This window comes from Streptomyces deccanensis (genome assembly GCF_022385335.1).
Taxonomy (GTDB): Bacteria; Actinomycetota; Actinomycetes; order Streptomycetales; family Streptomycetaceae; genus Streptomyces; species Streptomyces deccanensis.
Genome location: NZ_CP092431.1, coordinates 1,163,651 through 1,185,905, shown reverse-complemented (window position 1 = coordinate 1,185,905; position 22,255 = coordinate 1,163,651). Strand labels below are relative to the sequence as shown.

Annotated in this window: 18 protein-coding genes; 8 read left to right on the top strand and 10 right to left on the bottom strand. The window is 72.3% G+C overall.

Annotated features, from left to right (window positions below; genetic code table 11):
* Positions 1-28 precede the first annotated feature (28 nt).
* Positions 29-1,222 (top strand): right-handed parallel beta-helix repeat-containing protein, encoded by a 1,194-nt coding sequence (locus L3078_RS05440; protein ID WP_239751324.1) that lies wholly within the window; start codon positions 29-31, stop codon positions 1,220-1,222.
* 7 nt (positions 1,223-1,229) lie between these two features.
* Here L3078_RS05440 and L3078_RS05435 read toward each other — a convergent pair whose 3' ends face one another.
* Complete coding sequence (locus tag L3078_RS05435; protein ID WP_239760217.1) at positions 1,230-1,745, bottom strand: TetR/AcrR family transcriptional regulator; 516 nt, start codon at positions 1,743-1,745, stop codon at positions 1,230-1,232.
* Positions 1,746-2,013: 268 nt separating this feature from the next.
* On the opposite strand from L3078_RS05435, the gene L3078_RS05430 reads away from it, so the two are divergent.
* From L3078_RS05430 to L3078_RS05410, 5 genes are all read left to right on the top strand, one after another.
* The gene (locus L3078_RS05430; RefSeq protein ID WP_239751322.1) at positions 2,014-2,580 is read left to right on the top strand and encodes a (2Fe-2S)-binding protein; all 567 of its coding nucleotides are present in this window, start codon (positions 2,014-2,016) and stop codon (positions 2,578-2,580) included.
* Complete coding sequence (locus L3078_RS05425) at positions 2,577-3,581, top strand: FAD binding domain-containing protein (RefSeq protein WP_239751319.1); 1,005 nt, start codon at positions 2,577-2,579, stop codon at positions 3,579-3,581. Before L3078_RS05430 ends, L3078_RS05425 begins: the two co-directional genes overlap by 4 nt.
* Positions 3,578-5,698: a xanthine dehydrogenase family protein molybdopterin-binding subunit gene (locus L3078_RS05420; RefSeq protein WP_239751316.1), complete on the top strand. Its 2,121-nt coding sequence runs from the start codon at positions 3,578-3,580 to the stop codon at positions 5,696-5,698. Before L3078_RS05425 ends, L3078_RS05420 begins: the two co-directional genes overlap by 4 nt.
* A complete protein-coding gene (locus L3078_RS05415) occupies positions 5,691-6,911 on the top strand; it encodes an XdhC family protein (protein WP_239751313.1) in 1,221 nt (406 codons plus the stop codon). Before L3078_RS05420 ends, L3078_RS05415 begins: the two co-directional genes overlap by 8 nt.
* Before the next feature lie 70 nt (positions 6,912-6,981).
* Positions 6,982-7,368, top strand: coding sequence for a hypothetical protein (locus tag L3078_RS05410; RefSeq protein WP_239751310.1), 387 nt, complete (start codon positions 6,982-6,984; stop codon positions 7,366-7,368).
* On the opposite strand, the gene L3078_RS05405 is transcribed toward L3078_RS05410, so the two are convergent.
* Entirely contained in the window at positions 7,312-8,748 is a 1,437-nt protein-coding gene (locus L3078_RS05405; protein ID WP_468164576.1) for a phosphoinositide-specific phospholipase C-related protein, read from the bottom strand. The two genes, L3078_RS05410 and L3078_RS05405, sit on opposite strands and share 57 nt — an antisense overlap.
* 183 nt (positions 8,749-8,931) lie before the next feature.
* Between L3078_RS05405 and L3078_RS05400 the strand changes: the two genes are divergently transcribed.
* Entirely contained in the window at positions 8,932-9,891 is a 960-nt protein-coding gene (locus L3078_RS05400) for a peptidoglycan-binding domain-containing protein (protein ID WP_239751307.1), read from the top strand.
* Between the two features lie 180 nt (positions 9,892-10,071).
* On the opposite strand, the gene L3078_RS05395 is transcribed toward L3078_RS05400, so the two are convergent.
* The 7 genes from L3078_RS05395 to L3078_RS05365 form a co-directional block, all read right to left on the bottom strand.
* On the bottom strand, positions 10,072-11,235 hold the full coding sequence (locus L3078_RS05395; RefSeq protein ID WP_420864041.1) for a family 2 encapsulin nanocompartment cargo protein terpene cyclase: 1,164 nt from the start codon (positions 11,233-11,235) through the stop codon (positions 10,072-10,074).
* On the bottom strand, positions 11,232-12,659 hold the full coding sequence (locus L3078_RS05390; protein WP_239751305.1) for a family 2B encapsulin nanocompartment shell protein: 1,428 nt from the start codon (positions 12,657-12,659) through the stop codon (positions 11,232-11,234). Before L3078_RS05390 ends, L3078_RS05395 begins: the two co-directional genes overlap by 4 nt.
* Before the next feature lie 461 nt (positions 12,660-13,120).
* Complete coding sequence (locus L3078_RS05385; RefSeq protein WP_239751303.1) at positions 13,121-14,371, bottom strand: glucarate dehydratase family protein; 1,251 nt, start codon at positions 14,369-14,371, stop codon at positions 13,121-13,123.
* A complete protein-coding gene (locus L3078_RS05380) occupies positions 14,368-15,276 on the bottom strand; it encodes a 5-dehydro-4-deoxyglucarate dehydratase (protein WP_239751301.1) in 909 nt (302 codons plus the stop codon). The genes L3078_RS05385 and L3078_RS05380 overlap by 4 nt, the downstream gene beginning before the upstream one ends.
* Before the next feature lie 25 nt (positions 15,277-15,301).
* Entirely contained in the window at positions 15,302-16,255 is a 954-nt protein-coding gene (locus tag L3078_RS05375) for a carbohydrate ABC transporter permease (protein ID WP_239751299.1), read from the bottom strand.
* Complete coding sequence (locus L3078_RS05370; RefSeq protein WP_239751297.1) at positions 16,252-17,199, bottom strand: carbohydrate ABC transporter permease; 948 nt, start codon at positions 17,197-17,199, stop codon at positions 16,252-16,254. Before L3078_RS05370 ends, L3078_RS05375 begins: the two co-directional genes overlap by 4 nt.
* Positions 17,196-18,521, bottom strand: coding sequence for an ABC transporter substrate-binding protein (locus L3078_RS05365; protein ID WP_239751295.1), 1,326 nt, complete (start codon positions 18,519-18,521; stop codon positions 17,196-17,198). Before L3078_RS05365 ends, L3078_RS05370 begins: the two co-directional genes overlap by 4 nt.
* A 180-nt stretch (positions 18,522-18,701) precedes the next feature.
* On the opposite strand from L3078_RS05365, the gene L3078_RS05360 reads away from it, so the two are divergent.
* The gene (locus L3078_RS05360; protein ID WP_239751293.1) at positions 18,702-19,589 is read left to right on the top strand and encodes a fructosamine kinase family protein; all 888 of its coding nucleotides are present in this window, start codon (positions 18,702-18,704) and stop codon (positions 19,587-19,589) included.
* Positions 19,590-19,704: 115 nt separating this feature from the next.
* Here L3078_RS05360 and L3078_RS05355 read toward each other — a convergent pair whose 3' ends face one another.
* The gene (locus tag L3078_RS05355) at positions 19,705-21,876 is read right to left on the bottom strand and encodes a TerD family protein (RefSeq protein ID WP_239751291.1); all 2,172 of its coding nucleotides are present in this window, start codon (positions 21,874-21,876) and stop codon (positions 19,705-19,707) included.
* Between the last annotated feature and the right edge of the window lie 379 nt (positions 21,877-22,255).

Sequence of the window (22,255 nt, the reverse complement as noted above, 5' to 3'; positions counted from 1 at the left end):
CCCCCACCGCTGCCCCGGGAGACGACCCATGCGTCCACAGCGATTCACCGCGTGCGTAGGCCTGTTGAGCCTCCTCGCCGGCGGGCTCCTCGCCCTGTCCGCCCCCGCCGCCCACGCCGCCACGAGCCTCTATGTGGCAACCAATGGGAACGACGGCAACGCCGGCACACTGGCGGCGCCGCTGCGGACCGTCCAGCGTGCCGTGGACCTGGCGCAGCCGGGTGACTCGATCCTCATCCGTGGTGGGACGTACGCGCCGAGCGGCAGCATCCAGCTGCTCAAGAGCGGTACGGCGAGTCAGCCGATCAGGATGGGCAACCACAACGGCGAACGCGTCGTCATCGACGGCGAGAACATGCCGTACACGCCCGGCGCGGTGGGCTCCACCATCCCCCGGGCCCAGCGGGGCGCGATCCACATCGAGGGGGACCACTGGCGGCTGAGCGGCCTGGAGATCGTCAACGGGCCGTACGGGATCTTCGGCGTGGACACCAACGGCAATGTCTTCGAGCGGCTGGTGACCCGGAACAACTACGAGTCCGGGGTGCACATCCAGGGTGCGTCGAGCGGCAACCAGTTCATCCATCTGGACAGCCATGGCAACCGGGATCCGCGCAAGAACGGTGAGAGCGCCGACGGCCTGGCCATCAAGGAGGGCTCAGGGGCGGGCAACGTGGTGCGCGGCGCCCGGCTGTGGAACAACGCCGACGACGGGCTGGACTTCTGGGAGTTCCTCTCCCCGGTGACGATCGAGGGGAGCGCCGCCCACGGGAACGGCTACAACCGCTGGAACCTGCCCGACTACACCGGCGACGGCAACGGCTTCAAGCTGGGCGGTGGTGGTGACGAGGACCTGCCCGCCGCCCATGTGGTGCGGGGCAGCATGGCCTGGGACAACTCGGCCGGCGGGTTCATCGACAACGCCAACCCGGGCGCGCTGGTCGCCGAGCGCTGCACGGCGTGGCGCAACAAGGGCACCGGGTTCGACTTCGCCGACGCCGACGGCACGCTGACGAAGAACCTCTCGGTGGCGAACGGCACGAATGTCTCGCTCGGCGCGAACTCCGGTGGCAGCGGCAACTCCTGGAACCTCGGCGGCAGTTGGTCCTTCGTGAGCACCGACGCGACCACCCTCACCGGGCCCAGGGCGGCCGACGGCTCGATCCCGCCCTCGAACTTCCTGCGGCCCGCGAACGGCGCGGACGTCGGGGCCCGCCTCTGACGCGCGCTCAGCTCGCCGTCGGTTCGGTGCGCAGGCCGTCCATGACGAGGTCGAGGAGGCGGGTGGCGCGCGGCCGCCAGTCCTCGGGGTCGATCTGCCAGAGGCCGGCGATCGCGAGGAAGAAGTCGTCCACGGTGATCTCGGGGCGGACGGTGCCGGCCTCCACGCCCGCGCGCAGCAGGAGTTCGGCGGCTTCGGTGACCGGCGTGTGCCCCGGCTTCTCGGGGGCGCCGGGGCCGCAGGTGGCCTGGCGGATCGCCTCCGCCAGGCCCGCCTTGGTCATGGCGAACAGGGCGAGGCGGTCCATCCACTCGCGCAGCGCCCGGTCCGGCTCGCGGAGGGCGAGCAGTTCGGCGGCGGCGTCGGCGACCTGTCGCATCTCGTGCCGGTAGATCTCCAGGACGAGGGCCTCCCTGGTGGGGAAGTGGCGGTAGAACGTGCCCTGTCCGACGCACGCCTCCTTGGCGATCCTGCTCAGCGGTGTGTCCGCGGCGCGCGTCAGCTCGACCAGCGCGACCGCCATGATGCGCTCGCGGTTGCGCTGGGCGTCGGAACGCAGAGAGGCGTCCTTCTTCAGTCGCACGCGACCTCCTGGCGGATCGGTGTCCGAAACCCGTTCTTGTTAAGCGGACAGCTGTCCGTTACGTTTTCCGGAGCGGACAGCTGTCCGGTTGTTTCATCGTAGCGTCGGCGCGCCCGCGCCGACGCCCTCGCGGTCCGTTCTCCTGATGCGACCGCCGGCCGGAGCGAGTCCCTTCCGCATGCCCCGGATACGCGAAAGAAGGCTGACCATGTCCCCAGCCACCTCCTCGACGTACAGCGCCATCACCCTGAACATCAACGGCGAGAAGCACACGCTCTCCGTCGACCACCGCACCACGCTGCTCGACGCCCTGCGCGAGCGCCTCGACATGACCGGCACCAAGAAGGGCTGTGACCAGGGGCAGTGCGGTGCCTGCACCGTCCTCGTCGACGGCCGCCGGGGCCTCTCCTGCCTGCAACTGGCGGTGGCGGCCGAGGGGCGCGAGATCACCACCATCGAGGGTGTCGCCGACGGGCACCAACTCCACCCCGTGCAGCAGGCGTTCCTCGATCTGGACGGCTTCCAGTGCGGCTACTGCACGCCGGGCCAGATCTGTTCGGCGATCGCGGTCATCGAGGAGCACGCGGCGGGCTGGCCCAGCGCCGCCACCGACGACGTACGCCCGGAGGCGGGAGCGCCACCGCTGACACCCGAGGAGATCCGGGAGCGGATGAGCGGCAACCTGTGCCGCTGCGGCGCCTATGTGTCGATCGTCGAGGCCGTCGCCCGCGCCGCCGCCGACAGCTCCATGAAGGCCAAGGAGGCCGTGGCGTGAGGGAGTTCGACTACCAGCGGGCCCACGACGTCTCCGGCGCGGTCGCCCTGCTCGGCGCCGACCCCGAGGCGCGCTTCCTCGGTGGCGGCACCAACCTCGTCGACCTGATGAAGACCGGCGTGGAGCGGCCCGCCCGCCTCGTCGACGTCCGCGAACTCCCGCTCGACGGGATCGAGGCGACCGAGGACGGCGGACTGCGGATCGGCGCGACCGTCACCAACAGCGACCTCGCCGCGCACGCGGAAGTTCGCCGCCGCTACCCGGCGTTGGCCGAGGCGGTGCTGGCCGGTGCCTCCGGGCAGCTGCGCAACATGGCCACCGTCGGCGGCAACCTCCTGCAGCGCACCCGCTGCGGCTACTTCGCCGACGTCACCGGGCCGTGCAACAAGCGCCTGCCTGGCAGCGGTTGCCCCGCGATCGAGGGCGAGCACCACAACCACGCGATCCTGGGCGCCTCCTCGCACTGCGTCGCCACCCATCCCTCCGACATGGGCGTGGCCCTGGCCGCCTTCGACGCCGTCGTGACGTACGAGACGCCCGACGGGCCGGGCACGTCACCCCTCGCCGACTTCTACCTCCCCGTCGGCGACGCCCCGCACATCGAGACGGCCCTGCCGCCGGGCGCCCTGATCACCGGCGTCACCCTGCCGCCCACGCCCGTCGCCGCGCACTCCCGCTACCGCAAGGTCCGCGAACGCGCTTCGTACGCCTTCGCGATCGGCTCCGTCGCCGCCGCGCTCGACGTCCGGGGCGGTGTCGTTCGGGACGTGCGGCTGGCCTTCGGCGCGGTCGCCTCGCGGCCGTGGCGTGCCCACGCGGCGGAGCGCGTGCTGACCGGCGCGCCGGCCGACGCCGCGACCTTCGCGGCCGCCGCCGACGCCGAACTGGCGGACGCGAAACCACTGCCGCACAACGCGTACAAGGTGACGCTGATGCGCAACCTCGTCGTGGCCGTCCTGTCCGAACTCGCCGCCGCAGCCCCCGAGGAGGCCACCCGATGACCACCGCCCCCACCGCACGCCAGGGCGTTGTCGGCACCGCGCACACCCGGGTCGAGGGCCGCGACAAGGTCACCGGAGCGGCCCGCTACGCCGGGGAGGTCCCGTTCGCCGGGCTCGTCCACGGCTGGCTGGCGCTGTCGACCGTGGCACGCGGCCGGATCCGTGCGATCGAGTCCGCCGACGCGCTCGCACGGCCCGGCGTGCTCGCTGTCCTGACCCACGAGAACGCCCCGCGCGTCGAGACCGACTACACGGGCCTCATGGGGATGACCCCCGACCCGACCACGGCCGTCTTCCAGCACGACAGGGTCCCCCACGTGGGCTGGCCGGTCGCGCTCGTCGTCGCCGAGACCTCCGAGCAGGCCAGGGAGGCCGCCGAGGCCCTGGTCGTGCACTACGACCAGGAGCCGCACGACGTCGCGTTCGCCGCCGAGCACCCGGCTGCCTACGACGCGGGTGCCTTCGGCCCGGCGGTGACCGGGAAGGGCGACCTGGAGGCCGAACTCGCCGCGTCCGCCGCCGTCGTGGACGCCGAGTACAGCACCCCCGAGGAACACCACAACCCGATGGAGCCGCACGCCGTGACGGCCCGCTGGGACGGGGGCCGACTCGACGTCGTCGACTCCAACCAGGGCACCATGTGGGTCGCGGGCGAACTCGCCAGCCTGTTCTCCCTCGACCCCGCCTCGGTGCACGTGCGCTCCGAGCACGTCGGCGGCGGCTTCGGCAGCAAGGGCGTCCGTGCGCACCAGGTCGCCGCCGTCATGGCCGCGACCGTCCTGCGGCGACCGGTCCGGGTGGTGATGACCCGGCGTCAGATGTTCTCCCTCGCCGGATACCGCAGCCCCACCACCCAGCGCGTCCGGCTCGGCGCCGACGCCGACGGACGGCTGCGCGCGCTCGAACACCGCTCCCAGAGCCTCACCTCGACCGTCCACCAGTTCGTCGAGTCGGGCGCCGGACCGGCCCGCGTGATGTACGACGCCGACGCCCACCACACGGCCAACCGGGTCGTCCGGCTCGATGTGCCCACCCCGACGTTCATGCGGGCGCCCGGCGAGGCCCCGGGCTCCTTCGCGCTGGAGTCGGCCCTTGACGAACTCGCCGAGAAACTGGGCATCGACCCGATCGAACTGCGCGCCCGCAACGAACCCGAGCGCGGCCCGGTCTCCGGACTGCCGTTCGCCGGCCGGAACCTGCACGCCTGCTTCCGCGAGGGCGCCCGCCGGTTCGGATGGGCCGACCGCGACCCACGTCCCGGGGTGCGCCGCGACGGCCGCTGGCTGCTCGGCACCGGCACGGCGGCGGCCTCCTTCGGCGCGGGTGCGGCACCGTCCACGGCGGCGGTGACGGCCGAGGCCGACGGCACCTTCACCGTGCGGGTCAACGCGGCGGACATCGGCACGGGCGCGCGCACCGCGCTCACCCTGGTCGCCGCCGACGCGCTGGACGTCGCCACCGACCGCGTCCAGGTACGCCTCGGGGACAGCGACTTCGGCCCGGCCATGATCGCCGGTGGCTCGATGGGCACCCGCTCCTGGTCCTGGGCGGTCACCCTCGCGGCAGAGGAACTGCGTGAACGGCTCGCCCTCGGTGGAGCCGTCCCGCCCGAGGGCCTCACCGTCCGCTCCGACACCACCGCCGCCATCGGCGCCCTCTCCCAGAAGGAACGCCACTCCTACGGTGCCCAGTTCGCCGAGGTCGCCGTCGACCCCGCCACCGGCGAGGTACGCGTCCGCCGCATGCTCGGCATCTTCGCGGCCGGCACCATCGTCAACCCGCTCACCGCGCGCAGCCAGTTCATCGGCGGCATGACCTGGGGCATCTCCATGGCCCTGCACGAGGAGGCGGTGCGCGACCGGGCGTCCGGCGGCCTCTACGGCGCCGACCTCGCCGGCTACCACGTGACCGCGCACGCCGACGTCCCCGCCGTCGAGGCCGACTGGGTGGACGACGTCGACCCCGAGGACCCCGTCGGCATCAAGGGCATCGGCGAGATCGGCATCGTGGGCGCGGCGGCCGCCGTCGCCAACGCGGTCTGGCACGCCACCGGCGTCCGCCACCGTCATCTGCCGATCCGGCCCGACCGCGTCCTGACGGCGGCCCGGAATGCTTGACCTGGCCACCGAGCTGAGCGCCTGGGCCGAGGAGGACCGCGACTTCGCCGTCGCCACCGTCGTCGCGGTCGGCGGCAGCGCACCGCGCGGCCCCGGCGCGGCCCTCGCCGTCGACGGCGACGGCACGGTCATCGGCTCCGTCTCCGGCGGATGCGTCGAGGGCGCGGTGTACGAGCTGTGCCGACAGGCCCTGGCGGACGGCGAGACCGTCCTTCAGCGCTTCGGCTACAGCGACGAGGACGCCTTCGCCGTCGGTCTGACCTGCGGCGGGCTGATCGACATCCTGGTCACCCCCGTCACCGCCCGGTCTCCCGCCCGAGCGGTCCTGCGCGCCGCGCTCTCGGCCGCCGCCGAGGGCGAGCCGACGGCCGTCGCCCGCGTCGTCCGGGGCCCGGCCGAACTCCTCGGCCAGGCCCTGCTCGTACGGACCGCCGGGGAGCCCGGCGAAGCGCACGGCAGGGCTGACGCCGAGGGTCCCGGCCGGGCGGACGGCGCGATGCGTGCGGGTGCCGTTGCCTACGACGGCGGTCTCGGCGGCCGTCGGGAGCTGGACCGGACCGCTGCCGCCGAGGCGCGGGCCATGCTGGACGCCGGACGGACCGGCACGATCGAACTCTCGCCGGACGGGTCGCACTGTCCCGACGGGCTCACCCTCCTCGTGGAGACGCGGGTGCCACCACCCCGCATGATCGTGTTCGGGGCGATCGACTTCGCGGCGGCGCTGGTACGGGCGGGCAAGTTCCTCGGCTACCACGTCACGGTGTGCGACGCCCGGCCGGTCTTCGTCACGCGGGCCCGCTTCCCCGAGGCGGACGAGATCGTCGTGGACTGGCCGCACCGCTATCTGCGGCGCACCGGCACCGACAGCCGCACCGTCCTGTGCGTGCTCACCCACGACGCCAAGTTCGACGTTCCGCTGCTCAAGGAGGCCCTGCGGATGCCGGTCGCGTTCGTGGGCGCGATGGGCTCCCGCCGCACCCACGCCGAGCGTGACCGGAGGCTGCGCGAAGTCGGCCTCAGTGAGCGGGAGTTGGCCCGGCTACGGTCCCCGATCGGGCTCGACCTCGGCGCCCGTACGCCCGAGGAGACGGCCCTGTCCATCGCGGCGGAGATCGTCGCGGCCCGGCGCGGCGGCACGGGTGTGCCGCTGACCGGTTCGGGCACGCCGATCCACCGGGAGGCCGGGGAGCGGGAGGCCGTGGCGGCGGCCTGAGTACGTCGGACGGGGCGACTGAGTATGTGGTCGGGTGCCCGGCGACCCGGCCCGGTGATGCACTGTCGTCATGGACACGCACACCCCGCGCCCGCGCCCCCTCCGCCAGGTCACCGCCACGGCCACCGCCACCGGTTCGGCCCTCGCGGTGGTGCTGCTGCCGCTGGTGGTAGGGGCGTTGGTGGCGCGGTCGGCCGGTGCCGATCCGATGGCGTCGGTCAACGCCCTGATCGCGGGCGGTGGCGAACGGGCGAAGCTCACCCGGAGCCATCTGCCCGTCCTGCGGGACATGCGTTCGGCGCCCCGCAGGGTGGGCGCGCGGTGGGCACGGCGACGCCCGCCGGAGGGTCGTCCGGCGGGCCGCCTGCCGGGTCGTCTGCCGGGCCGTCTCGCGGGGCGGCTACTGGCCGGCCGTGAGGACGTACGTGTTGAGGTTCCCGACCGTCGTGAGCGGTGACGGCGAACCCAGCTCGTAGCGGTCCACGGCGAGGTAGTTGGGCTTCTTGCGCGCGGCCGGGGTGCAGAAGTTCTGCGCCCGGTTGCCCAGCTTGGCGTTGTCCGTCTCCGCCGTGCCGCTGATGGTGTAGTCGCGGAAGTGGTTCATCACGAACAGCGGACGGAAGGCGGACGGCTCCGTGGTGAGCGGTCTGGCCGTGCCCCAGCGGCTGTAGCAGGACCAGTCGGAGCCGCCGAGGCCGCCGCCCATGGACCAGTGGTTCTCGACCGTCCACTCGCGCTGGTACATCACGCCGAACGTGTCACGGGTGACGTGGCCGGCGGAGGTGTCGCTCGCGCGGGTGCGGTCGCTGAAGATCAGCAGCTGCTTGCCCCGGGCCGCGAGGTCCGCCATCCGCGGCCAACCGCTGGTCGCCACGCCCTCCTGGTCCGGCCGGTACAGCACGTCGGACAGACCGCTCACGGAAGCCAGCGACGACTTGAGCACGTCGGAGGAGGTGTAGTCCTCCAGGAAGACGGTCACGAACTGACCCGGGTTCGCCTTGAGGAAGGTGACCATGCGCTGGAGGTCGGTGGCGAGCGGGACCGGGCTGCTCACCCCGTCACAGCTGTTGTGGCAGAGCATCGCCTGTCCCGAGACGGTGTAGGCGTCCAGCATGAACCCCCGTACTCCGTCGGTGAGTTGCTGGCTCACACCACGCGCCTGGTTGGGGAAGAGGCTGACGGGGAACGACGCGAAGTTGCCGTCGACACCGTTCGCGTACGCGTTGTGCGAGGTGAGGAACGAGACCTGGTCGAGGGTGCGGGTGTCGGCGGGGGGCATGGCCGACGTCGCGTACGAGACCGGGGTGAGGTACCAGCGGGCGTAGGAGCCGCTCGACCCGAGCTGCACGAGGGAGGAGTCGGCGGACGCCCCCGTCAGGACCTGCGAGGTTCCTGGCACGCCGATGGTGTACGTGCTGTTCGCGGCCTCGGTGACCGTCCATGTGGTGCCGTCCGCGCCGCAGGACGCGGTCACCGCGGAGGTGCCGCTGCGTCCGAGGCAGACCCCCGACTGGTCGGCGCTGCGCAGCTGGTGGCCGCCGGTGACCGCGACCGGTGTCCACTGCTGGTGGTCCTCGTTGCCCTTGGGGTTGCGCGCGGCGACCGTACCGCCGGTGTCCGCCGCGTTGAGGCCGGTGACGGAGTTCTGCAGGTACACCGAGTACGTGGGGACCGCCGCGGCGGCGGGGCCCGAGAAGGCGACGGGCACGCCCAGGGCGAGCGCGGCGACCGCGCACAGGGCGCGGGCGCGGACACGGGGGTGGGGACGGGGTCGGGGACGGATCTGGCTCACGGGGTTCCTTCCACTCCGGGCACACCGGGTTGATGTCAGAGGCATGACACACCGAGGACGGGGTCGGGCACCAGCCCTGACGCATGAAGACCTGACGAGCGCGAACGCGCCGTTCTGTGGCGGGACTTGAGTCAGCCTCGCGCGCTGGTTCGGGTTTCAAGCAAGTGTGGGGGATTCCGTGGAGAAGATCTGTTTAAATTCTGAAACCCGTTCGAAGAGAGACCACGCGTGAGTGAACCGACAGCCCCCGTCTGCCCGCGATGCGCAACGCCCCGGGCGACGGACGGCACCCCGGCCTGCTCCTGCGGCCGCCTCGCCTCCGACGCTCACCGGGACGTCCGCGCGGCGCAGGCCGAGGCCGCGGAGGACTTCGACCCGGTGCGCATACGCCCGTTCGTGCAGGTCGGCGACGACAGCGAGCCGCACGGCACACCGCCGGTGGAGGAGGGGCGGGCCGCGGTCGAGGACGGGGACGGAGACGGGGCCGCTGTGCAGAGCGCGGAACAGGCCGTGGTCGAGGAACCGGACGCGGGCGGCGACGCGCACCTCGCGGGTGACGCTCGACGTCCGGACGGGCGTGACGGGGGCGGTCGGCGGCGGCGCAAAGTGGCGCTGGCCGCGGGGGCGGGGGGCCTCGCGGCCGCCGTCCTGCTGACGGGCGGGATCATCGGCGGCCTCTTCTCGTACGAAACCCCGTCGCGGGACGGCTCGGGCCCCGACGACATCCGGGCCGGCCTCCCGGAGGGGGCGGCCGCCCAGGAGGCGTCGCGGTCGGCGACCCCGTCCCCCACGGGGCCCACGGCGTCCACGGCGTTCCCGTCCGGCACCGCGGCCACCTCGCCCGAGGCGACGCCCACCGCGACCCGGGCCACCTCCACCCCGTCGGCTGCCCCGACCAGGGACCCCGCCGGGAGCGACGCCACCGTGCCGACGGCCCCCGCGCCGACCGTCTCCGACGGGCCGCCGCCCGTCCTCGGTCTCGGCGACCAGGGCGCGGAGGTCACCGAACTCCAACTGCGTCTTCGCCAGCTCGGCCTCTACAACGGCGATGCCGACGGCGACTTCGACCGTGAGGTCGAGAGCGCGGTCCGCGGCTACCAGCTGACCCGCGTCCTCCTGGAGGACGAGTCGGGCGTCTACGGCGAGCCCACGCGCACGGCACTCGAGTCTGAGACCTCGGAACCGTGATCGCGGCACCGTGAACTTGGAACCGTGACCCGCCCGGGAATTTCACCCCCGCCGCCCCTACCCGTCCCATCCCCAGGGGCTGCGCCCCTTCGACCCCCATGCGCGGGTCCGGTGGGGGCTTCTCGCGCAGTTCCCCGCGCCCCTGAAAGGCCTGCGGCCATTTCATAGGGGCGCGCAGCCCTACCAGTAGTCGGGCAGGCTGTAGCGGTCGGTGTTCGTGGCGTGCCATTCGTGGTTGCCCGCCACCCAGGCGGCGAGACCGGCGGCGTAGCGTCCGACCGGCGGCGAGGTCGCGGAGAGCGCCGCGGACTCCTCCTCGAACGCCTCCATGATCCGGTTGTGGATCTCGACGGCCTCCAGATAGGCCGCCTTCAGCCCGCGCCGCTCGCTCGCGGCGATGACGACGGGCAGATTGAGATGGCCAGGATGGGACAGCTCCTTCGTGAAGGAGTAAAGGTCGTTGACGATCGTGGCCGCGTTCCCGGCCAGCGCGGTGATCCGCTGCACCTCGGGCCGGGCGTAGAGGGCCTCCGGCAGCTCCCAGCCGTCCACGGCGTCGACCACCGACAGACAGGGCCGGAAGTTGTTGAACTGCCGCATCACCAGGTACTCCCAGACCTGCGGCATGTGGTCCGTCTCGGCCCAGGCCGCCTCACCGAGGTAGCCCAGGTGCAGCCGGGCGAGGTCGTGCACGAGCCGGTCCGTCTGGCTGGGCGTGGCGAGGGCGGCGTAGTCGCGCAGCGCGAAGTGGTAGGACCGCAGCGGCCCGTCGGCCCGTACGCCCCGCCCCCATCGCTCCTCCGTCCCCGGCGTGGAATGCAGCGGGTCGAGCGCCGACTGGGCCATCAGCAGCCGGCCCCCGAGGCCACGCGGCGAACCGCCCTTGCCCTCGTCGACCTCGCAGTAGACGTTGTCGACCAGATGCTCGGCCAGCAGCAGCTTCCCGGCGGCGGCGAGGTGGTCGAGGCCGGCCCCGCCCGGATGCGCCAGCACGATGGCCCGGCCCAGGCCGAAGCGGGCGAACTGCCCCCGCCACTCCCGGGGGAACAGATCGAGGCGCTCCGCCCACGCCTCCAGCCGCCGGTCCACCTCCGCCGCCCGCGCCGGATCCGCGGGCACGGCGGGCCGGTACAGCAGCCCGGGGATCGCGCCCGACCGCCGCGCCCGCCGCGCCCGCGCGGGACTCGACGGCCCCGGCAGCCGCGTACGCGCGGAACTCGACGGCAGCCGCGTACGCCCGGAACCTGGTGGCTCCGGTGGCCGGGCAGGGGCGGAACCCGGTGGCTCCGGTGGCTCCGGCGCCCTTTCGCGGGAGGGCGTTCCGGCCGGTGACGGCTCGTTCATTCCGGCGTCCACCCCACCTGCACGTTCTCCAGGATCCCGGCCGCGTCGGGCACCAGGACGGCCATCGAGTAGTAGGCCGTGACCAGATAGCTCATGATCGCGGTGGTGTCGACGCCCATGAAGCGCACGTTCAGCGAGGGCTCGTACTCCTCGGGGATACCCGTCTGGTGCAGCCCCACGACCCCCTGGTCCTTCTCACCCGTGCGCAGCGCGATGATGCTCGTGGTGTGCTGCGGGGTGATCGGGATCTTGCTGCACGGGAGGAGCGGCACCCCGCGCCACGCCGGCATCTCGTGTCCTTCGACGTTCACCGTGCCGGGCACCAGGCCACGCCGGTTGCACTGCCGGAAGAACGCCGCGATCGCCTTCGGATGGGCCAGGTAGAGACGCGTCTTGCGGCGCATCGACAGCAGTTCGTCCATGTCGTCCGGGGTCGGCGGCCCGGAGAACGTGCTGATGCGCTGGCCGTAGTCGATGTTGTGCAGCAGCCCGAACTCGCGGTTGTTGACCAGCTCCCACTCCTGGCGTTCGCGGATCTCCTCGATGGTCAGGCGGAGTTGCTGCTCCGTCTGGTCCATCGGGTGGTTGTAGAGGTCCGCGACCCGCGTGTGGACCCGCAACACCGTCTGGGTGAGTGAGAGTTCGTACTCGCGGGGCGCGAGGTCGTAGTCGACGAAGCCGCCCGGCAACGTCAACTCGCCCACATGACCGGCCTCCAGGGGGACATCGGCCTCGCCCTTGCGGTTCATGGGCTTGCGCTGCCGCTCGGCGAAGGCCTCGAACTGGGCCGCGAGGGAGGGCGTGCGCTCCACGAACGCCATCAGCGTGTCCCAGTTGAGCGCCAGCACCACCCCGGCCGTCTCGGCCCGTACCGAGCTGAGCCACAGCGGGTCGGCGTGTCCGATGGCCTCGTCGCCCAGCCCGTCGCCGTCGCTGATGACGCCGAGGACCTCCTCCTCGCCGTACTTGCCGGTGGTGTACCTGGTGAACCTGCCGTGCACCACGAGATACGCCTCGGTCACCGGCTGCCCGGCGTCCACGAGCACCTGGCCGGCGCGCACCTCCCGTACCCGGAACCGGGCGGAGATCTCCCTGAGGGCCGGGATGTCGGCGTAGCCGCGCAGCGCCGGGAGTTCGGTCAGGGTCTCCGGGATGACCTTGACGTCGTCGGCGCCGTTCTGGTCGAACTGCACCCGGCCCCGGCCGATCCGCAACTGGAGACGGCGGTTGACCCGGTAGGTGCCGCCCTTGACGTCGACCCACGGCAGCGTCCTCAGCAGCCAACGCGAGGTGATGGCCTGCATCTGCGGTTCGGACTTGGTGGTCGTCGCGAGCTGTCGCGCGGCCCGGGTGCTGAGACTGGTGAAATGCTGCTCGTCGGCGGGCTCCGGCGTGCTTTCGGAGGAGCTAACGGGGGCGGTCACATTCCCTCCCGAGAGGTGAGCGGACGTGCGTGGACGTACGGGGGCGCGCCCGGACAGGGGCGGACGCCGGATGCTGTCGGGGCACGGGACTCGGGTGGCGCGCGTACGACGTGGCCGTGGGCGGATTCCGAGGCGTTGGACGTCGGCGAGGCGGCGAGGCGGCGAGGTGAGGCGGCCCATGCGGATGGGCGGCGTGTTTCGCAGGTCAAGCCAAACAGGCGGGGCGGCCGGTCGGGCACCGCGTGAAAGGGGCGGCTTCGCGTCCCGGGGGTGCGGAAACCGCCGACCGAGGCAGAGCCCCGGCGGGCTCGCGCGTCCGCGCCCGCCACCCACCTCCCGCGCCCGCCGCCCACCTCCCACGCCCGTCGCGCAGGGCGCACGAGCCGGCCGACACGACGAGGGGCCGCCCGAAGGCGGCCCCTGATCAGCGGTGGTTCACCGGCGTCATCGTCCCGGCCGGGTCACCAGCGCGGCAGTCGCAGCTCGTACCCCGGCTGGATCCGCCGCATGTACCCGGTGTCGTCGCGGGAGCGCATCCCCGAGTCGACGTACAGCCGGTGCAGCCGTTCCAGGGCGTCGTGGTCCAGCTCCACGCCCAGCCCGGGCCCCGTCGGCACCGCGACCTCCCCGTCCCGGATCTCCAGCACGCCCGGCACGATCACGTCGTCCGCCGAGTTCCACGGGTAGTGCGTGTCGCAGGAGTGGTCGAGGTTGGGGATGGCGGCCGCGACATGGGTCATCGCGGCCAGGCTGATGCCGAGGTGCGAGTTGGAGTGCATGGACAGCGCGAGCCCGAACGCCTCGCAGACGGCGGCCAGTTCATGGGTGCGGCGCAGCCCGCCCCAGTAGTGGTGGTCGGTGAGCAGGACCTGCACGGCGTTCCGCTCGACGGCCGGCCGCAGATGCTCCCAGGCCACCACGCACATGTTGGTCGCCAGCGGCATCGGCGACTCCTCGGCGACCTCCGCCATGCCGGGGATGCCGGCGGTCGGGTCCTCCAGGTACTCCAGTACGCCGTCCAACCGGCGGGCGACGTACTGCGAGGTCTCCACCGTCCAGGCCGTGTTGGGGTCCAGACGCAGCGGCTGCCCGGGGAAGGCCTCCGCGAGCGCCTCGACGGCGGCGATCTCCTCGTCCGGCGGGAAGACCCCTCCCTTCAGCTTGAACGACCGGAAGCCGTACCGCTGTTGCATCAGCCGGGCCTGTGCGACGACACCGGCCGGGTCGAGGGCCTCGCCCCAGTCGTCGCCGACCGCCGGGCGGCCGTCGAGGGCGGGATGTTCGGCCCACTTGTAGAAGAGGTACGCGGCGAAGGGCACGGTGTCGCGGACCCGGCCGCCGAGCAGGTCGCTCACCGGGCGGCCGAGCAGCCTGCCCTGCGCGTCGAGACAGGCGACCTCGACCGCCGAGGTGGTCCAGCCGCGCTCGTGGGAGCTGGGCACGGTGGGCCGCAGCGCGGTGTCGATCGCGGCCGTGACGGCGGTCGTGTCGAAGACGTCCAGGCCGACCACCGCCTTCGCGGCGACGTCGAGCCGCTCCAGGCGGACGGTGCCGCCCGTCGACTCGCCGAGCCCCACCGTGCCGTCCTCCAGGACGAGTTGGAGGATCGTCCGCAGCGCGAGCGGCTCGTGCACGCCGTTGGAGTTCAGCAGCGGCGGGTCACGGAAGGCGATCGGGGTGACGATCAGCTCCCTGATCCTGGTGGAGGTCACGCGCCCACCACCCCCAGCCCGTGGTCGATCAGTTTCGCCAGCTGGGCCACGTGCTCCGGCGTCGGATCGACCAGCGGCGCCCGTACGCCGCCGACGTCCAGCCCGCGCAGCGTCACCCCGGCCTTGATCAGCGCCACGGCGTAACCGGGCACCTCGTCGCGCAGTTCCACGAGCGGGCCGTAGAACTCGTCGAGGAGCGTGGCGACCAGCGTCTCGTCGCCCTCGGCAAGGGCCCGGTGGAAGGCGAGGGCGATCTCCGGGGCGAAGGCGAACACGGCGGAGGAGTACAGGCCGACGCCGATGCCCCGGTAGGCGGGCGCGGTCATCTCGGCGGTGGGCAGCCCGTTGAAGAACTGGAAGTCCTCGGTGCCCGGCACGGCCCGTACCGCGCGGACGACGCGGTGCATCCGTTCGATGTCCCCGATGCCGTCCTTGAGGCCGACGACCCCGGGCAGCGCGGCGATCTCGGCGGCGGTGTCCGGGGTGAGCCGGGCGGTGCCGCGCTGGTAGAAGACGACGGGCAGGGAGGTGGCCTCCGTGACCTCCCGCACGTACCGGACCAGGCCCTGCTGCGGCGCGCTCACCAGATACGGCGGCAGCAGCAGGATGCCGTCGGCGCCGGCGCGTTCGACCCGGGCGGCCTGCTCGCGGGCGACCGGGGACGGGCCCCCGGCGGCGGCCAGCACCGGGACCCGCCCGGCCGTCGTCGCCACCGCGACCCGCGTGGCCCGCTCGATCTCCTCGGGCGTCAGCGCGTGGAACTCACCGGTGCCGCAGGCGACGAACACGCCCCCTGCACCAGCCGCGACCCCGGTCTCGATGTGCTGTGCGAGCCGTTCCTCGTCCACCGAACCGTCCGCGGCGAACGGTGTGACCGGAAAGAACAGCACTCCTTGGAACTTCATGTCTTCCTCAAACGTGGGGGTCGGATCAGCCCTTGGTGGCGCCGGCGGCGATGCCGGCGACCAGCGAGCGCTGGAGGAGCAGATAGACGACGAGGCTGGGCACGAGCGCGATGACCGCGCCCGCGAGGACGACGCCCGAGCCCACCTCGGGGTCGGTGCGCAGGATGGACAGGGCCACGGTGACGGTGTAGTCGGTCGGGTCCTTCGCGGCGATCAGCGGCAGCAGGTACTGGTCCCAGATCATGATGAAGCCGAGGACCCCGGCCACACCGAGCGCGGGCCTGCACAGCGGCAGGACGACCTGCCACAGCATCCGCAGCTCGCCGACACCGTCGAGGCGTGCGGCCTCCTCGATCTCGCGGGGGATGTCCTTCATGAACTCGGTCAGCAGCATCACCGAGAAACCCCACGCGCCGAGCGGCAGGATGACGCCCCAGACGGTGCCCTTGAGGTCGATGCCGACCACCGGGACGTGGCCGAGGACCAGCGACAGCGGGATCGCGATGACCTCCTCGGGGAGCATCATCGTCAGCATGAACAGGGTCATGATCAGAGCCTGGCCCCGGAACCGGTGCCGGGCCAGCGCGTACGCTGCGAGCACGCACACCACGAGCTGCAGGAGCAGTCCGCCGCCCGCTATGACGAGCGAGTTGGTGAAGTAGTCCCAGATGCCGCGCTCCCCGGCCACCCGGAAGTTGAGCAGCGTGCTGTCGTGCGGGAGGAACGTCAGCGACGAGCCGCTGGGGTGGGTGCTCAGGGCGCCCGAGAGGATCGTCAGGAAGGGCGCGGCGAAGATACCGAGCGCCAGCGCGCACAGCAGGATGCGCAGGACCCAGGAGACGCCGGGCCGGTCGTTCCAGCCGAGCGCGGTGTCGAAACGGGCGGGTGTCGCCCGGGCCTGCTTTCCGGTTCTCCCGGACGACGTGACGGCCTCGTCGGACGACGGCGTCCGGACGGGGTCGAGGGCGGGTGCGCTCATCGCACGTCTCCCCTCTTGCGGAAGTAGTTGACGGAGACGGTGAGCAGCAGCGTCACCGCGAGCAGGACGACGGAGGCCGCCGACGCGCCGCCGATGTCGTTGCGGGTGAAACCGAGGGTGTAGGCGCGGGTCATCCAGACCTCGGTGGACCCGGCGGGACCGCCGCCGGTGAGGACGTACACCTCGGTGAAGACCCGCAGACCGCGGATGGCGGCCAGCGTGAGGACGATGCCGACGGCCGGGCGGATCGCCGGCAGGGTGACGTACCGCAACCGCTGCCACAGGGACACCCCGTCCATCGCGGCGGCCTCGTACAACGTACGGTCCACGCCCGCGAGTCCGGCGAGGATGATCACCATGTTGTAGGGGGCGGCCATCCAGACGCCCATGACCATGGTGGCCCACAGCGCGGTGTCCGGGTTGTCGAGGAACGGCGTCGGGCCGAGGCCGAGGAAGCCGAGCGCGCTGTTCACCAGGCCGTCGGAGGTGGGGTAGTACATCAGCCGCCACAGCTCACCGACGACGGCGGTCGCGGTGACGACCGGCAGGAAGACGGCGGTGCGGATGATCTTCAGCGAGCGGGCCTGGCCTTCGAGCAGCAGGGCCAGGAGGAAGCCGACGGCGATCGCGCCGAGCGACTGCCCGATGCCGAGGAGGAGGGTGTGGCCGACCGCGTCCTGGAAGCGGTGGTCGGTCAGGACCCGGGTGTAGTTGTCGAGGCCGACCCACTTGTCGCCGAGGAAGGGCCGTACGTCGAAGAAGCTGAGCCAGATGCCCTTGCCCATCGGCAGGAACTTGAAGACGAGGGCGAGCAGCAGACCGGGGGCCAGGAACAGCCAGGGGAGGACGGTCTTCCTGCGGAAGAACCGCCCGACAGGGCCTCCGCGCCGGTCGGGCCCGACGGCGGACGCGGCCGACGCGGTGGTCGCGGTGGTGGCGGTCATTTCAACAGGTCCTGGTCCTCGAGGTCGCCGGCGAGGGTGTCGTTGAGTTCTCTGAGGCCGGAGCCGACGTCGCTGCCGCAGTACGTGAAGACCGCGTTGAGGGCGTCGGCGGTGTCCTGCTTGAGGGGCGCGAAGTCGGGCGCGTTCGGGAACTCTTCGGAGGCGTCCTCGTAGGCCTTCTGCACGACGCTCCAGCGCGGGTCGTCCCGCACCTGGGCCGCGTCGAGCGTGGCGTTGACGGGGATGCGGACCACGGGCTGGTTCTTGCCCGTCATGGCGAGGCGTTGGCCCTCGGGGGAGATCAGGAAGGCGGCGAGGGCCTGCTCCTGCTTCGCCTTGCCCGTCCTCGCGCCGAAGTAGATGTTCTCGCCGTCGGCCAGCACGGTGGACCCGGCCGGGCCCGCCGGGAAGGGAATGACGTCGTACGCGTCCTTGCCGGGCGTGGTGTCGTAGGTGGCGATGTTGTACGGGCCGGTGAGGTACATCCCGGCGTTTCCGTCCTGGAAGTCGGTGGCGGTGCCCGTGACGGCGCTGATGGCGCCGGGCTGGATGACACCGTTGTCACCGCAGAAGAGGTTGTCCTTCATCCAGGTGACGGTGCGTACGGCGGCGGCCGAGTCCATGGCGGGGCGGTAACCGTCGCCGTCCTTCTCGATGATCTTCGCGCCGCCGGACCAGAGGAAGCTGGCGCCCCACCAGGCGGCGTAGCCGTTCTGGGCGCTGCCGGGGACGACCATGCCGTAGGTGTCCTTCTTGCCGTCGCCGTCCGGGTCCCGCTCGGCGAAGGCCTTGGCCACGGAGAGCATCTCCGCCCAGGTGGTCGGCGCCTGGAGTCCGAGCTTCTTCAGCCAGTCCGTGCGGATCATCAGGGTCTGGGCCTGGCGGGAGTACGGGATGCCGTAGTGCCGGCCGTCGATGCCCACGGTGGAGGCCCAGGTCTTGTCGGTGATCTGGTCGTGGCCGTCGATCGAGGAGGGATCGATCGGCTTCAGCAGGCCCTGGCCCTGGTAACTGCCCATCAGTGCCGTGTCGTTGATCATCACGTCCGGGAGGTCCTTGGTGGACGCCCGGCTCTGGAGCTGCTGGTCGAAGTTGATGACCGGCTGATAGTCGATCTTGATGCCGGTCTTCTCGGTGAAGGCGGCGAACACCCGCTCGTACGTGGCGGCCGGGTCCGGGTTGCTCCGGGTCCACACCTCCAGCGTGTTCGGGTCAGAGCTTCCGGCGCTGTCGGATCCCGATCCGCAGGCCGCCGCCCCGAACGCGAGCCCCGCGGCGGTGATCATGGCGGCCAGGCGGCGACTTCGTCGGCGAACGCCCATGGGCACACTCCGTTGTTCCTCCGGGCCGTCCGCCCGGCTGTTCATATCCGTGAACGTGCTTCACGAATCTAAATGATCGGCCAAGCTACGGAGCGTTCCGTTTGCATGTCAAGACATGGGTAGGAGATTTCACCGGTGCCACACCCCGCCTCTGCGGGATCCTGTGGAGCGCCTGAGGAGATGGGAAAACGGGAGGTGGTCGACGTGGGCGAGCGCACGGCACCGAGTGCCCTGGCGGCCCGGCTCACCGGACGCCGGACGACCGGTGAACGCCGGCTGTCCGGCACGTTGACCGAGGTCACCCTCGACGACGGCCGGAAGGTGCTCGTCAAGCTGGGCGACGGTCCCGGCGCGGCCCGAGCCGAGGCGGCCGGACTGCGCTGGCTCGCCGAGGCGGACACGGTCCGCGTTCCGGCGGTCCACGGCCACGACGGAAACCGCCTGGTGATCGACCTGGTGGACCAAGGGGCACCGAGTGCCGGGGCGGCGGCCCGCCTCGGCGCCGAGCTGGCCGCCCTGCACGGCGCCGGAGCGCCCGCCTTCGGCGCCCCGCCGCCCGGCGGCCCCACGGAGGCGTACATCGGACGCGCCCCGATGCGGAACGTCCCCGGCGGCGACTGGCCCGCCTGGTACGCCGAGCACCGCGTGCTCCCGTATCTGCGCCGCGCGGTCGACGGCGGCACGATCCGCCCCGCCGAGTCCGCCTCGATCGAGGAGATCTGCGCACGGCTGCCGGAGCTGGCCGGTCCCGCCGAGCCGCCCGCCCGGCTGCACGGCGACCTCTGGAACGGCAATGTGCTGTGGGGCGCGGACGGCCGCGCCCGGCTCATCGACCCGGCCGCGCACGGCGGCCACCGCGAGACCGACCTGGCGATGCTGGCCCTCTTCGGCTGCCCCCACCTGGGCCACGTCCTGGAGGGCTACCAGGAGGCGGCGCCCCTCGCCGACGGCTGGCAGGACCGCGTCGGCCTCCACCAGCTCTTCCCGCTGCTGGTGCACACCGTGCTGTTCGGGCGGGGCTACGCGGAGCAGGCCCTGCGAACGGCTCGGGCGGCGCTCGCGCGATGAGCGCGGGCGCCGCCCGGAGCGATGTCGGCGGCGAGGAGAGCGAAGGAACTCGGTTTCATGTGGAGTGAATGAGAAGGAAGCCCCTCCATGGCCTCGCCGCGCATCACGCTAGCACTCAGCCCGGGATCAGGTCGCGCAGATTTTCGAGGGTGATGACCCGGGAGTCCGGGTGCAGCTCCTCGGGCCGTTCGAGACCGATGTACGTCACGGGCCCGTCCGGCACCGACGTGCCGTCCCACAGGTCCATGACCGTGGTCTCACGGCTCATCAGATCGATCAGGTACCCCACCGTCAGCTGCTCGCGCTCCATCACGGCACGCACCAGCCTGGACACCGAAGCCTGGTTCTCCTCGACCCGGTTGGCCGACGAGACGCCCTTCAGATACAGATGCAGCCACTTCGCACGCCACCGGCCGTCCTCGCCGCGCCGGAACGCCAGCGGCAGCGCCACCCGGCCCACCCCGCGCAGCTCCGACTTCATCCGCACCGTACGCGGCTCGAACGGGCGGCCCTTCTGCTCGCCGTCGCGCACCATGAACCCGAAGAACGACTCCTCGACCTCCTCGAAGCCCTCGCCCGCGTAGATGTTGACCTGCGGCACGATGAACGTGCTGCGCACCCGGTCCAGGGTCAGATCGATGAACTCCGAGGCCCCGTCGGGCGCCTCGGTGACATCGCCCGAGTGCCGGCCCCCGACGGCCGTGAGGGACGTGTAGGAGAGCCAGGAGTCGGTGCTGTAGTCGCTGTGCAGGAGCAGCGCCGACAGGTCGTAGTCCGTGCGGTGCTCGGTCTCCTTCCAGTACACGAAGAAGCGCAGCCGTCCGCCGTCGACCTCCGAGACCGAACCGCGCGGCAGCACACCGAGCCCGGCCGCCGTCGCCCGGCCGCTGAGCGGCAGCGCCACGTCCAGGACGTCCGGGTCGACCAGCAGCCGCCCCGGCACCGGAAGCCGGCCCCGCAGCTCGGCGTCGAGGGCGGCGATCAGACGACGACGGTCGGCGGCGGGAACGGGCGGCCGGTCGTCGGGGGCGACCCAGGCGCGGCCCCGGCGGTTGACGAAGACCCGGGGCGCGTCGGTCTCCCGCTCCCGGTTGTGGAGGTGCTCGCGGACCGCCAGCACGACCCGGCCGGAGACCTCGGGGGCGACCTCCACCGCGGCGGCCAGGACCGCGTCCCGCTCCTCCTGGTCGGCGGCGATGCGCAGCAGGAGGTCCAGGGCGCGGAACAGCTTGCCGGGAGCGGACTTCAGCAGCCGCGCCGCGCCGGCGACGTCGAACTCGTCGAGCAGCTTCTCCACCCGGCTGTCGAAGGACCGCGCCTCCTTCTCGCCCCGCGCGACCGCGAACACGTCGGCGGCGTGGGGCCAGCGCGGGTACTCGTGCGGGTGGAGGCGCTCGCCGAGCCGCTTGAACGGCTCCCGGTGCGCGTGCACATCGGCCAGCTTCGCCGGGTTCGCCGCGACCACGGCGTCGAGGCCCGCGAGCAGCGCCCGGCGCACCGGACGCGACAGGGACCGGAACCGGGTCGGCTCCTGGAGCGTCACGTCGCCGCCCGACAGCGCCGCGGCCAGCCGCAGCACATCGGTGACGGTGTCCAGAAGGAGATCCGCGCCCACGCCGAGCCGGGCCTCGTTGACGACCGCCCGGTTCTCCCGCACCGGGATCCGCTCCGGCCGGGGGCCGAGCGCGCACCGCTCGGCGAGCACCTTGAGGTCCGCCAGGTGCTCCTCGCCCAGCGGGGTCGTGCTGCCCGCCAGGGCCAGGTACAGGGCGGTCAGTTCGTCGTCCAGGTCCCGGCCGAGGTGCAGCACGGTGATCCGGTCGCCCGCCGAGGCGATCAGCTCGTCCTGTGCCGCGAGCATCTCCTCGTAGGTGTGCTGGTACCGGCCGTACGTGGGGAGGCTGAGCAGGTCCAGCACTCCGTTGGCCAGCTGGGTCAGCACGCCCTCGCGCGCCTTCTCGTCGCCGAGGGCCCGCGCCACGCACCGCGTCCAGAACTCCTCGGTGCTCGGGACGTGCGCGGGGAAGTCGATGAAGTAGGAGTTGTGCCGGACGTGGTCGCCGACCATCTCGGCCACCGTGCGCAGGGTCCGCCGGGCGGTGTGCAGGACGGCGGCCCGGGACAGCCCGGACAGCCGCTCCAGCAGCTCCGCCGACAGCTTGAAGCCCACCTCCATCAGCGCGGCGTCGAACTGCCGCGCGGCGGCGGCGCCGTCACCGGGGGAACCCTTCGGGACGGGCAGACGATGCGTGTGCCGGAGGACCAGCGATTCGAGACTCTGCGCCATTCCCGGATGATCGCAGAGGTGTACGAATCGACGCACGGGAGTTTTCCGTACGCCGGGGCCCCGCGCGCGTCCCGCCGAACCTGTGCGTGTGACTCCAGCCGACGCCGCGCGCTCGCCACCGGTGAACGGATCGACGGCTGGGTCATCGGCCACGGCCTCGACCACGACCTCTTCGGCGGCCGGACCGTCGACCGCGCCCCTCGTCGAGGACGTCCTGGACGGCGCGCCCGCCTTCCTGCGCCTGTATGACGGCCACTGCGCTCCGACGAAGGGGCGGTGCGGCTGGGGGAGGAGCGGGCCTGGCGGCTGCGGGATCCGCGGGACGCGGGCGCGGTCGTCGCGCTCGGGTCGCCGTGGGCTGCGAGCCGAACTGGGATCG

Excerpts from the sequence above, each read along its gene's own strand:
- L3078_RS05415 (WP_239751313.1), top strand. The coding sequence starts at position 5,691 with ATGCTTGACCTGGCCACCGAGCTGAGCGCCTGGGCCGAGGAGGACCGC.
- L3078_RS05430 (WP_239751322.1), top strand. The coding sequence starts at position 2,014 with ATGTCCCCAGCCACCTCCTCGACGTACAGCGCCATCACCCTGAACATC.
- L3078_RS05440 (WP_239751324.1), top strand. The coding sequence starts at position 29 with ATGCGTCCACAGCGATTCACCGCGTGCGTAGGCCTGTTGAGCCTCCTC.
- L3078_RS05395 (WP_420864041.1), bottom strand. The coding sequence starts at position 11,235 with ATGAACGAGCCGTCACCGGCCGGAACGCCCTCCCGCGAAAGGGCGCCG.
- L3078_RS05410 (WP_239751310.1), top strand. The coding sequence starts at position 6,982 with ATGGACACGCACACCCCGCGCCCGCGCCCCCTCCGCCAGGTCACCGCC.
- L3078_RS05365 (WP_239751295.1), bottom strand. The coding sequence starts at position 18,521 with ATGGGCGTTCGCCGACGAAGTCGCCGCCTGGCCGCCATGATCACCGCC.
- L3078_RS05375 (WP_239751299.1), bottom strand. The coding sequence starts at position 16,255 with ATGAGCGCACCCGCCCTCGACCCCGTCCGGACGCCGTCGTCCGACGAG.
- L3078_RS05420 (WP_239751316.1), top strand. The coding sequence starts at position 3,578 with ATGACCACCGCCCCCACCGCACGCCAGGGCGTTGTCGGCACCGCGCAC.
- L3078_RS05370 (WP_239751297.1), bottom strand. The coding sequence starts at position 17,199 with ATGACCGCCACCACCGCGACCACCGCGTCGGCCGCGTCCGCCGTCGGG.
- L3078_RS05380 (WP_239751301.1), bottom strand. The coding sequence starts at position 15,276 with ATGAAGTTCCAAGGAGTGCTGTTCTTTCCGGTCACACCGTTCGCCGCG.
- L3078_RS05405 (WP_468164576.1), bottom strand. The coding sequence starts at position 8,748 with ATGCCTCTGACATCAACCCGGTGTGCCCGGAGTGGAAGGAACCCCGTG.
- L3078_RS05360 (WP_239751293.1), top strand. The coding sequence starts at position 18,702 with ATGGGAAAACGGGAGGTGGTCGACGTGGGCGAGCGCACGGCACCGAGT.
- L3078_RS05435 (WP_239760217.1), bottom strand. The coding sequence starts at position 1,745 with ATGGCGGTCGCGCTGGTCGAGCTGACGCGCGCCGCGGACACACCGCTG.
- L3078_RS05355 (WP_239751291.1), bottom strand. The coding sequence starts at position 21,876 with ATGGCGCAGAGTCTCGAATCGCTGGTCCTCCGGCACACGCATCGTCTG.